Origin of the sequence: Ottowia sp. (assembly GCF_035444425.1) — a bacterium.
GTDB lineage: Bacteria > Pseudomonadota > Gammaproteobacteria > Burkholderiales > Burkholderiaceae_C > Ottowia.
In genome coordinates this window covers 1-9,918 of the sequence record NZ_DAOMOQ010000011.1, presented here as the reverse complement: position 1 = coordinate 9,918, position 9,918 = coordinate 1, and the positions used below count along the sequence as shown (strand labels likewise).

General features: G+C 68.8%; 10 protein-coding genes. 9 read left to right on the top strand and 1 reads right to left on the bottom strand.

The window, feature by feature from the left end:
* From PK606_RS06345 to PK606_RS06310, 8 genes are all read left to right on the top strand, one after another.
* The coding region (locus PK606_RS06345; RefSeq protein ID WP_324561851.1) for a 3-hydroxyacyl-CoA dehydrogenase/enoyl-CoA hydratase family protein at positions 1-2,235 on the top strand (2,235 nt) is incomplete at its 5' end.
* A 20-nt stretch (positions 2,236-2,255) separates the two neighbouring features.
* Positions 2,256-3,464, top strand: coding sequence for an acetyl-CoA C-acyltransferase (locus tag PK606_RS06340; protein ID WP_324561849.1), 1,209 nt, complete (start codon positions 2,256-2,258; stop codon positions 3,462-3,464).
* Between the two features lie 116 nt (positions 3,465-3,580).
* Complete coding sequence (locus PK606_RS06335) at positions 3,581-4,489, top strand: alpha/beta hydrolase family protein (protein ID WP_324561847.1); 909 nt, start codon at positions 3,581-3,583, stop codon at positions 4,487-4,489.
* Positions 4,490-4,525: 36 nt separating this feature from the next.
* Positions 4,526-5,395, top strand: coding sequence for an acyl-CoA thioesterase (locus PK606_RS06330; RefSeq protein ID WP_324561845.1), 870 nt, complete (start codon positions 4,526-4,528; stop codon positions 5,393-5,395).
* Between the two features lie 12 nt (positions 5,396-5,407).
* On the top strand, positions 5,408-6,133 hold the full coding sequence (locus PK606_RS06325) for an SDR family oxidoreductase (RefSeq protein ID WP_324561843.1): 726 nt from the start codon (positions 5,408-5,410) through the stop codon (positions 6,131-6,133).
* Positions 6,130-6,720: a 2-hydroxychromene-2-carboxylate isomerase gene (locus tag PK606_RS06320; protein ID WP_324561990.1), complete on the top strand. Its 591-nt coding sequence runs from the start codon at positions 6,130-6,132 to the stop codon at positions 6,718-6,720. The genes PK606_RS06325 and PK606_RS06320 overlap by 4 nt, the downstream gene beginning before the upstream one ends.
* The gene (locus tag PK606_RS06315; protein WP_324561841.1) at positions 6,717-7,481 is read left to right on the top strand and encodes an enoyl-CoA hydratase; all 765 of its coding nucleotides are present in this window, start codon (positions 6,717-6,719) and stop codon (positions 7,479-7,481) included. The genes PK606_RS06320 and PK606_RS06315 overlap by 4 nt, the downstream gene beginning before the upstream one ends.
* Positions 7,482-7,506: 25 nt before the next feature.
* On the top strand, positions 7,507-7,992 hold the full coding sequence (locus PK606_RS06310; protein WP_324561839.1) for a thioesterase family protein: 486 nt from the start codon (positions 7,507-7,509) through the stop codon (positions 7,990-7,992).
* A gap of 13 nt (positions 7,993-8,005) precedes the next feature.
* Here PK606_RS06310 and PK606_RS06305 read toward each other — a convergent pair whose 3' ends face one another.
* Positions 8,006-8,464: an acyl-CoA thioesterase gene (locus PK606_RS06305; protein ID WP_324561837.1), complete on the bottom strand. Its 459-nt coding sequence runs from the start codon at positions 8,462-8,464 to the stop codon at positions 8,006-8,008.
* 59 nt (positions 8,465-8,523) lie between these two features.
* Here PK606_RS06305 and PK606_RS06300 point away from each other — a divergent pair.
* Positions 8,524-9,918, top strand: a 1,395-nt coding sequence (locus tag PK606_RS06300) for an ABC transporter transmembrane domain-containing protein (RefSeq protein WP_324561988.1), incomplete at its 3' end; no start/stop codon positions are given.

The window sequence follows — 9,918 nt, the reverse complement described above, 5'->3', positions numbered from 1 at the left end:
CCCGCGCCGCTCGGCGTGAACGAGGATGCCGAGCTGATCGAGGTCGCCAACTACGACGACGACCTGAAGAAGCTCAAGGGCTGCGACCTGATCATCGAGGCCATCGCCGAGCGCATGGACTGGAAGAGCGACCTGTATCACAAGATCGCGCCGCACGTTGGCAAGCACGCGCTGCTGGCTTCGAACACCTCGGGCCTGTCGATCACCAAGCTGAGCGAAGCCCTGCCCGAGGCGCTGCGCCCGCGTTTCTGCGGCATCCACTTCTTCAACCCGCCACGCTACATGGTGCTGGTGGAACTGATCGCGACGCCCACCACCCGACCTGAAGTGCTGGACCAGCTCGAAGCCTTCGTCACCACCGCGCTCGGCAAGGGCGTGGTGCGCGCCAAGGACACGCCCAACTTCATCGCCAACCGCATCGGCATTGCCGGCATGCTGACGACGATGAAGGAAGTCGAGAAGCATGGCCTGACCTTCGACGTGGTGGACGACCTGACCGGCAAGCGCCTGGGCCGCGCCAGCAGCGGCACGTTCCGCACCATCGACGTGGTGGGGCTGGACACGGTGGGCCACGTCATCAGGACGCTGCAGGACAACCTGGACGACCAGAGCGATTCGTTCTACGGCAGCTTCGGCACGCCGCCGGTGCTGAAGAAGCTGATCGAGGACGGGAACCTGGGCCAGAAGACCAAGGCCGGCTTCTACAAGAAGCAGGGACGCGACATCCTGCGCTTCGACCTGGACAAGGGCGAGTACGTGCCCAGCGGCGAGAAGGCCAACGAGGTCTACGGCCGCATGCTGAAGAAGCCCGCGGGTGAGCGCCTGAAACTGCTGCGCGACGCCGAAGGGCCGCAGGGGCAGTTCCTGTGGGCCATCCTGCGCAACGGCTTCCACTACGCCGCCGTGCACCTGGCCGACATCGCCGACACTGCGCGCGACGTCGACCAGGCCATGCGCTGGGGCTTCGGCTTTCGCCAAGGTCCGTTCGAGCTGTGGCAGGAGGCCGGCTGGCTCGAGGTGGCGAAGATGGTCCAGGAGGACATCGACGCCGGCAAGGCGCTGTCGAAACAGCCGCTGCCCGAATGGGTGTTCAAAGGGCCGGTGGCCGAGGCCGGCGGCGTGCACACCGCGCAGGGCTCCTGGAACCCCACGACGGCCCGGTTCGAGCCGCGCCGCCAACTGCCGGTGTACGAGCGCCAGCTGTTCCCCGAACTGCTGCTGGGCGAGGCCGGCCCGCGTCCCGGCGACGCCGGCAAGACGCTGCTGGAGACCGATGCGATCCGCGTCTGGACGCTGGAGCAGCATGGCATGAGCGAGGTCGTCATCGCCACGCTCAAGACCAAGATGCGCGCCATCAGCCCGGATGCGGGCGAGGGTCTGATGGAGGCCGTCAACATCGCCGAGCAGGACTACAAGGGCCTGGTGATCTGGCCGGGCGACGACCCGTTCAGCGTCGGCGCCGACCTGCAGGCCATGCTGCCCGGCTACGTGGCCGGCGGCGTCGGCCTGGTCGACTCGATGGAAAAGGAGCTGCAGGACCTGATGCTGCGCCTGCGCTACGCCAACGTGCCCACCGTCGCCGCGATCCGCGGCATGGCGCTGGGGGGCGGTTGCGAGATGGCGGTGCATTGCGCGAAGCGCGTGGCCATCATGGAAAGCTACATCGGCCTGGTGGAAGTCGGCGTCGGCCTGGTGCCGGGCGCCGGCGGCCTGGCCTACATCGCGCGCCGCGCGGCCGAGAAGGCGCAGGCGTCGACCGGCAAGGACCTGCTGCCGTTCCTGACCGAGGGCTTCACGGCCGCGGCCATGGCCAAGGTCGGCATGAGCGCGCTCGATTCGCGCAAGCTCGGCTACCTGCTGTGGAGCGACACCATCGTGCCGCACAAGGACGAGCTGCTGTACGTCGCGATCCAGGAAGCCAGGGCCATGCACGCGGCCGGCTACCGCGCGCCGATGAAGCGTCTGTTCCCTGTCGCCGGCCGCGACGGCAAGGCCACCATCACCGGCCAGCTGGTCAACATGCGCGACGGCGGCTTCATCAGCCAGCACGACTTCGACATCGCGCTGAAGATCGCCCACGTCGTGACCGGCGGCGACGTCGATCCGGGCACGCTGGTCGACGAGGAATACCTGATGACGCTGGAGCGCCAGGCCTTCACCTCGCTGCTGGGCCACCCGAAGACGCACGAGCGCATCATGGGCATGCTGTCGACGGGCAAGCCGGTGCGCAACTGATCGGCGAGGAGAACCAAGACATGACAAGACAAGTTCAGGACGCCTACATCGTCGCTGCCACCCGCACGCCGATCGGCAAGTCGCACCGCGGCTACTTCCGCAACACCCGACCCGACGATCTGCTGGCCCACGTGCTGCGCGAGGTGCTCAAGCAGGCGCCGGGGCTGGACCCCGCCGCCATCGAGGACGTGATCGCCGGCTGCGCCATTCCCGAGGCCCAGCAGGGCCTGAACGTGGCGCGCGTGGCCACCGTGCTAGCCGGCTATCCCAAGAGCGTGGGCGGCATCACCGTCAACCGTTTCTGCGCCTCCGGCCTGTCGGCGGTGGCGATGGCGGCCGACCGCATCCGTGTCGGCGAGGCCGACGTCATGGTCGCCGCCGGCGTCGAGAGCATGAGCATGGTGCCGATGATGGGCAACGCGCCGTCGCTGTCGCCCGAGATCTTCAGGAACACCAGCAACGTCGACGATTACGGCATCGCCTACGGCATGGGCCTGACGGCCGAGAAGGTGGCGCAGCAATGGAAGGTCTCGCGCGAGGCGCAGGACGCCTTCGCGCTCGAATCCCACCAGCGTGCGCTGAAGGCTATCCAACAGGGCGAGTTCAAGGACGAGATCACGCCGGTCACCGTGACCGAGCGCAGCGTCAACCTGAAGACCGCCGAGGTCACGCAGATGCAGCGCACCGTCGACATCGACGAAGGCCCGCGCCCCGACACCACGCTGGAAGGGCTGGCCAGGCTGCGCACCGTGTTCGCCGCGCGCGGCTCGGTGACGGCCGGCAACAGCTCGCAGACCAGCGATGGTGCGGGTGCGCTGATCGTCGCCAGCGAGGCCGCGGTCAAGCGCTTCGGCCTCAAGCCGCTGGCGCGCTTCGTCAGCTACGCCTCGCGCGGCGTGCCGCCGCACATCATGGGCATCGGCCCGATCGAGGCGATCCCGGCCGCGCTGAAAGCCGGAGGCTTGACGCAGGAGCAGATCGACTGGTTCGAGCTCAACGAGGCCTTTGCCGCGCAGTCGCTCGCCGTGATCAACACGCTCGGGCTGGACCCGGCCAAGGTCAACCCCATGGGTGGCGCCATCGCGCTCGGCCACCCGCTGGGCGCCACCGGCGCCATCCGTTCGGCCACGGTGGTGCACGCGCTGCGCCGGCACCAGTTGAAGTACGGCATGGTGACCATGTGCGTCGGCATGGGTCAGGGCGCGGCGGGCATCTTCGAACGGATGTGAGTGCATGACGCGCCTGACGGCGCATGACTTCGGCTGGCACCGCTGATGATGACCGCTGCGTGCCATGGCTTGAGATTGGTCATTCGGTCATCAGCGCGAAGCGAGAGCATGCTCTCATGTCCTGGACAGACGGACCGATGACCGCGCTGCACCTGCACACCCCGCGCGGCGGCCAGGTGGCCGCGCGCGTGTTCGAACCGCCGGTGGATGTGCAGTCCACGCTGCAGGTCGTCATCGGTCCCGCCATGGGGGTGGCCCAGCGCTACTACGCCGACTTCGCGGCCTGGCTGGCGGGGCGGGGCATGCGCGTGCTCACCTTCGACTACCGCGGCCAGGCCGATTCGCTGGCCTTGCTGCCGGGCCGGCGCGTGCGCCATGTCGATGCCACGTTGCACGACTGGCGTGCCGACTACGAAGCCGTCACGCTGCACCTGCACGCGCTGGCGCCCGGGCTGCCGCTGCGGTTGATCGGCCACAGCCTGGGCGCGCAGCTGCCCGGGTTGTTTGATCGCACCGACCATATCGCCGGCCTGCTGGCGGTGGCGGCGGGCAGCGGCTACTGGCGCCAGAACGCGCCGCAGTTGCGCTCGCGTGCGCTGCTGATGTGGCATGGGCTGGTACCCGTGCTGACGCCGCTGTTCGGCTACTTTCCCGGCAAGCGCCTGGGCGCCGTGGGCGACCTGCCGGCGGGTGTGATCCGCCAGTGGCGGCGCTGGTGCCTGCACCCCGACTACAGCGGCGCGGAAGGGCCGGCCGCGCGCTCGCGCTACGCGGCGGTGCGCTTTCCGATCCATGCGCTGTCGATCACCGACGACGAGATGATGACGCTGCCCGGCACGCAAAGCCTGCTGGCGCTGTACGCCCAGGCGCCGCAGGCCATCGAGCGCGTGGCGCCGGCCGACCACGGCCTGGCGCGCATCGGCCACCTGGGCTGGTTCCACCGTCGCCACCGGGCCGACCTGTGGCCGCACGCGCTGCAGGCCCTGCACAGCCTGCCGCAGCGCGTGGCGCAGGCGCCCGCGTGACATCGGCGTACCGTGCCGCGTGCTAACTTTCAGCCCATGACCCGTCCCAAGCTGCTGGTGAACCACCCGTTCGACGAAGCCGTCACGCTGACGCCGCAGGCCACCGATGCGCACGAGCACGGTGCCGGTGCGCCGCGCCGCTATCTCGGTCATACGCATCAGGCCTACGGCAACATGGTCGGACCGTTCGGCGGCGTGACGGCCGCGCAGGCCCTGCAGGCGGTGCTCCAGCATCCGCAGCGCCTGGGCGAGCCGGTGTCGTTCACGGTCAACTACGCGTCGGCGCTGGCGGACGGCGCCTTCATGGCCGAAGCGCGGCCGCTGCGCACCAACCGCTCGACCCAGCACTGGCTGGTGCTGCTGACGCAGACCGGCGCCGACGGGCTCGACGCCACGGTGCTGAGCGCGACCGCCGTCACCGCCGTGCGGCGCAGCACCTGGAGCGCGGCCGACGCGGTGATGCCCACGGTGCCGGCGCCGCCGTCGATCGCGCGCGCGGCCATCGCCAAGCGGGTGAAGTGGATCGAGCGCTACGACATGCGCCCCTGCGCCGGACTGATGCCACACACCTGGGACGGCAGCGAGGCCGACAGCCTGACGCAGCTGTGGATGCGCGACGACCCGCCGCGCCCGCTCGACTACCTGAGCCTGACCGCGCTGGCTGACGTGTTCTACCCGCGCGTGTGGCGCCGGCGCGCGCTGATGACGCCGGTCGGCACGGTGTCGATGACGGTGTACTACCACGCCGGCGCCGCCGAACTGGCGGCCACCGGCGAGGACTACCTGCTCGGCCAGGCGCGCTCCCAGTCCTTCTTCAACGGCTTCTTCGACCAGAGCGCCGAGCTGTGGAACGAGGCCGGCCAGCTGCTGGCCACCACGCACCAGATCGTCTACTACAAGGAATAGGAAGGTGTGAACATGCCCCAACCCGTGGCCCTGGTGATCGGTGCCGGCGACGCCACCGGCGGCGCCATCGCGCGGCGCTTTGCCGCCGGCGGCTACGCGGCCTGCGTGACGCGGCGCGACGTCGACAAGCTGGCGCCCCTGAAAAGCGCGATCGAGGCAGACGGCGGCGTCTGCCACGCCTTCGGCTCCGACGCGCGCAAGGAGGACGAGGTGGTGGCGCTGGTCGAGCGCATCGAGCAGGGCATCAGCCCGATCGAGGTGATGGTCTTCAACATCGGCGCCAACGTGCCCTGCAGCGTGCTGGAGGAAAGCGCAAGCAAGTACTTCAAGATCTGGGAGATGGCCTGCTTCAGCGGTTTCCTGAACGGCCGCGAGGTTGCCAAGCGCATGGTGGCGCGCGGGCGCGGCACCATCATCTTCACCGGCGCCACCGCCTCGGTGCGCGGCAGTGCCGGCTTCGCGGCCTTTGCCGGCGCCAAGCACGCGCTGCGCGCGCTGGCGCAGAGCATGGCGCGCGAGCTCGGGCCGCGCGGCGTGCACGTGGCGCACAGCATCATCGACGGCGCCATCGACACCGCCTTCATCCGCGACAATTTCCCCGAGCGCTATGCACTGAAGGACCAGGATGGCATCCTGAAGCCCGACAGCATCGCCGAGGCCTACTGGATGCTGCACCGGCAGCCACGCGACGCGTGGACGCATGAGCTCGACCTGCGGCCCTGGATGGAGAAGTTCTGATGAAAACGTTCGAATACTGGTTCGATTTCGGCAGTCCGGCGTCCTACCTGGCCTGGACGCAGATCAAGGCCATCGAGGCCGCGACCGGCGCGCGCGCCGTCTATCGCCCGATGCTGCTGGGTGGCGTGTTCCAGGCCACCGGCAACCAGTCGCCGGCGACAATCCCGGCCAAGGGCCAGTACACCTTCACCGACTTCGACCGCTTCGCGCACCGCTACGGCGTGCCTTTGAGTCGCAACCCGCATTTCCCCATCAACACGCTGCTGCTGATGCGCGGCGCCACCGGCGTGCAGCGCCAGCAGCCCGAGCGCTTCATGAACTACTGCGAGGCCATCTACCGCGCCATCTGGGTCGATGCCCGCAACCTGAACGACGCGGCGGAAGTCGGCGCCGTGCTGGCGGCTGCCGGGTTCGATCCGCAGCAACTGCTGGCGCTGGCGGGCGAGCCGGCCACCAAGCAGGCCCTGAAGGATGCCACCGAAGAGGCGGTGCGCCGCGGCGTGTTCGGCGCGCCGACCTTCTTCGTCGGCGAACAAATGTTCTGGGGCCAGGACCGCATCGATTTTGTCAAGGAAGCACTGCAATGAGCGAGATCCTCACGCACGCCGAAGCCGGCGTGCTCACCCTGACCCTGAACCGCGTCGAGCGCAAGAATTCGCTCAACGTCGCCATGTACGCCTCCTTGGCCGACGCCATCGAGCAGGCGGCGCAGGATGCCGCGACGCGCGTGGTGGTGATCCAGGGGCACGAGACCGTGTTCTCGGCCGGCAACGATATCCAGGACTTCCTCAAGAACCCGCCGGCCGGGCAGGACTCGCCGGTGTTCCGCTTCCTGCGCGGCATTGCGACGTTCCCGAAGCCGCTGCTGGCGGCGGTGTGTGGTCCGGCGGTGGGCGTCGGCACCACCATGCTGCTGCACTGCGACCTGGTCTACGCGGGCGACAACGCGGCCTTCTCGATGCCCTTCGTCAACCTCGGCCTGTGCCCGGAAGCGGCGTCCAGCCTGCTGGTGCCGCGCATGTTCGGCTACCACCGGGCGGCCGAGGCGCTGCTGATGGGCGAGCCCTTCTTCGCCGAGGCGGCGCTGGAGGTCGGTCTGGTCAACCGTGTGGTGCCGCCGTCCGAGGCCAACGCGCTGGCCCAGGCGCAGGCGCGCAAGCTGGCGGCCAAGCCGCTGTCGAGCCTGATCGAGACCAAGCGCCTGATGAAGGGCCCGCAGCAGGAGGTGGTGCTGCGGCGCATGGCCGAGGAGGGCGCCGCTTTCGGCCGCATGCTGCGCGAACCCGCCGCGCTGGAGGCCATGAACGCCTTCATGCAGAAGCGCAAGCCGGATTTCAGCCAGTGCTGAGCCCGGCCCTGCCCTGGGGTGCGCTGTGAGCAAGCACCAGACCACGATTCCCCAGGCCTTCGAACCCGAGTTCATCGATGGCCTGCGGCTGATCTTCGAGCAGCGCATCAGCTTCAACCAGGTGCTGGGCATCCGGCTGATCGAGTTCGCCGGTGACCACGTGGTGGGGCGCGTCGACATGCGGCCCGAACTGGTCGGCCACTACGCCTACAACCGCCTGCACGGCGGCGTCATCAGCGCCACGCTGGACGCCATGGGCGGCGTTGCGGTGATGGCCGCCATCGGCGCGCGCCACATGGACGAGCCGCCGGCGCGGCGGCTGGAGCGCTTCATCAAGCTCGGCACCATCGACCTGCGCGTCGACTACCTGCGCCCGGGCGTGGGCGAGTACTTCATCGCCCGCGCCGAGGTCATGCGCCTGGGTTCGCGCGTCGCCAGCACGCGCATGGAGTTCCGCGACGCCGGAGACAAGCTGCTGTCGACCGGCAGCGCGGCTTACATCGTGTCCTGAGGTCTGGCTCGGCTCAGAGCGACCTGGGCACCGGCCTCGGCCTGCCGGCATCGTCGATCGCCACGTAGGTCACGGTCGCCTCGGTGACCTTGATGTAGTGGCCCTGGTTGCTGTAGCGCTCGGCATAGACACCGACGTTCACCGTCATCGAGGTGCGGCCGATGCGCACCATCTTGGCGTAGAAGGACAGGATGTCGCCGACCCGCACCGGCGCCTTGAAGATGAACTCCTTCACCGCCATGGTCGCCATGCGGCCCATGGCGTAGCGCGCCGGCAGCACCGAGCCGGCCAGGTCGACCTGCGCCATCACCCAGCCGCCGAAGATGTCGCCGTTGGCGTTGGCATCGCCTGGCAGCGGAATCACCTTCAGCACCAGGTCGTGATCGGCCGGCACCGTGGCTTCGGGCGCGTCGGCGGGCTCGGTGTTGGGCGTGCGCAGGTAGGGGGTGACGGAGCTTGACAAGTGGGACATCGGCACAATCTGCTGAAGACGAGAGAAAACCAGAAAAACAGCAGCAGAGATTGTCCACGATGCGCGGCAGCCGCGAGCGCTCCTTCCGTCTTCCACCCCCTGAAGCCGCCACCGGCCCGCGCTCGGACTGGCAGACGCTGGCGCGCCTGTGGCCCTACCTGTGGCAGTACAAGTGGCGCGCGCTGTTCGCGCTGGCGTTCGTCATTGGCGCCAAGGTGGCGAACGTCGGCGTGCCGCTGCTGCTGAAGGACCTGATCGACAGCATGACGATCCGGCCGGGCGATCCGGCGGCGGTGCTGGTGGTGCCGGTTGGTCTGCTGCTGGCCTATGGCGCGCTGCGCCTGATGACCTCGGTGTTCACCGAACTGCGCGAACTGATCTTCGCCAAGGCCACGCAGGGCGCCAGCCGGCGCATCGCGCTGGAGACCTTCGAGCACCTGCACAGCTTGAGCCTGCGTTTCCACCTGGAGCGCCAGACCGGCGGCATGACGCGCGACATCGAGCGCGGCGTGCGCAGCATCGAGTCGCTGGTGTCGTTCTCGCTGTATTCCATCGTGCCGACGCTGATCGAGGTGGCGATGGTGCTGGCCATCCTGGCCAGGCGGTTCGATCCGGTGTTCGCCTGGATCACGCTGGCGGCCCTGCTGAGCTACATCGTGTTCACGGTGCTGCTGACCGAGTGGCGCACCCAGTTCCGGCGCGAGGCCAACCTGCACGATTCGGAGGCGCACAGCAAGGCGATCGACGCGCTGATCAACTACGAAACCGTCAAGTACTTCAACAACGAGGGCTTCGAGGCGCGCCGCTACGATGAGAACCTGGAACAGCTGCGGCTGGCGCGGCTGAAAAGCCAGAGCTCGCTGTCGCTGCTCAACAGCGGCCAGCAGCTCATCATCGCGCTCAGCCTGGTCGCCATCCTCTGGCGTGCCACCCAGGGCGTGGTCGATGGCGTGCTGACGCTGGGCGATCTGGTGATGATCAACGCCTTCATGATCCAGCTCTACATCCCGCTGGGGTTCCTGGGCACGATCTACCGCCAGGTCAAGCAGAACCTGACCGACCTGGACCGGATGTTCGTGCTGATGGATCGCGAGCGCGAGGTGGCCGACCGGCCCGGCGCCGGGCCGCTGCGCACCAACGGGCCGGTGGACGTGCGCTTCGAGCAGGTCGACTTCGGCTACGAGCCGGGGCGCCAGATCCTGCACGAGGTCAGCTTTGAGATCCCGGCCGGCAAGACGGTGGCGGTGGTCGGACCCTCGGGTTCGGGCAAGTCGACGCTGGCGCGGTTGCTGTACCGCTTCTACGACGTCGGGAACTGGCCCCCACGCTCCGCTGCTGCGCATGCTGCGCTGCCCCCCGAGGGGGTTACCGCCGGCTTGGGGCGGCCCGGCGCCGGCGGCTGGCCCCCACGCTCCGCTGCTGCGCATGCTGCGCTGCCCCCCGAGGGGGTTACC